This window comes from Campylobacter ureolyticus (assembly GCF_027277485.1).
GTDB classification, from domain to species: Bacteria; Campylobacterota; Campylobacteria; order Campylobacterales; family Campylobacteraceae; genus Campylobacter_B; species Campylobacter_B ureolyticus_B.
Genome location: NZ_JAPXGQ010000037.1, coordinates 1 through 1,299, shown reverse-complemented (window position 1 = coordinate 1,299; position 1,299 = coordinate 1). Strand labels below are relative to the sequence as shown.

Genomic DNA, 1,299 nt, shown 5'->3' with positions numbered 1-1,299 from the left:
TTGTAAAAAGAACATCTTTAACTAATTGGGATAAATACAGTGGTGCATTTGATGAGATAAATGGTGATGTTAACCCAGCGTCTGCTTTATGGTATATGCTAACTTCCTTAATCGGACTTGATAAAAACGTCCTTGATGAAAGTAGCTTTATAAATGCCAATAAAGCACTAGTTAAAGAAGGTCTTGGCATTAGCTTTGTTATGAGTAAACCTCAAGAAGCTAAAGAGTGGGTGCAAGAGATTTTAAGAACAATTGATGGAGTACTTTGTATAAATCCAAGTAGTGGAAAACTAACTTTAAGACTATTAAGAGATAACTATAAACAAAGTGATTTAAAGCTAATAAATGAAAGCAATGTGGCAAATTTGAAATTTAAAAGAAAGGCTTGGGATGAGACATATTCAAGGGTTACGGTTAAATATACTCAGCGTGGCAGCTTTAGTGAGGCAAGTGTCAGTGCCATAAACTCAGCTACAAGAAAAACTCTTGGCTTTGAAAGAGCTTTTAGTGTTGAGTATATGAGTATAACAAATGCCTCTAACGCAAATAAAGTCCTAACTAGGCTCATGAGAAAACTTAGCTATCCTTTGGCAAATTTAAGATTTGAGGTAAGCAGTGATGAGTTTAAAAACTTGATGGTTGGAGATGTTTTACTTTTTTCAAATAAAGCTTTAGGTGTAAGTGATATGTCAATAAGAGTGCTAAATATAGGAAGTGATAAAGAAGGAAGCCTTAGCGTGGAGGCTTGTGAGGATGTATTTGCGCTAAAAAACATAACTATTACAAGTGTTCAAGATGATCTTTACAAGCCAATAGATTTAAGCATTGAGGAGTTAGAGTATTTTGGAGCAACTGAGAGCACCATAGAAATGGGCGATGAGATGGGAGTTTTACCGCTTATGGTTAAACCAAAGGGCTTTATCCAAAAGATGAGCGTTAGAGATGGTTTAAGTGGAAAAAGTGTGGATATTAAGCCATGGAGCTTAGGTGTTTTAAGTAAGGACTTTGAAATAAGCGAGGAAATGGGTGATGAGCTAAATTTCGAAATAGATGAGATAACTAAGCTTTGGGAAGTAAAAGGCACAAGGGCTGGGTGGCAAAGGATTAAATTTACTTGCTTAATAGATAATGAGTTTATAAATTTTCAATTTAGACAGAGTTTAGGTGGTGGTAAATGGAGAGTTAAAACACTTATGAGAGGACTTAGTGGGACAAAGATATCAAGACATTTAAAAGGAGCTAAAGTTTGGTTTGCACCTGTTGATGCAAATGATCTTATCACCTTGCCACTGATTGCAC

General features: G+C 35.4%; 1 protein-coding gene. It reads left to right on the top strand.

Going from position 1 to position 1,299, the window contains the following annotated elements; all coding sequences use genetic code 11:
* A partial coding sequence (locus O6B72_RS09315) for a phage tail protein (RefSeq protein WP_269492993.1) occupies positions 1 to 1,299 on the top strand: 1,299 nt, incomplete at both ends.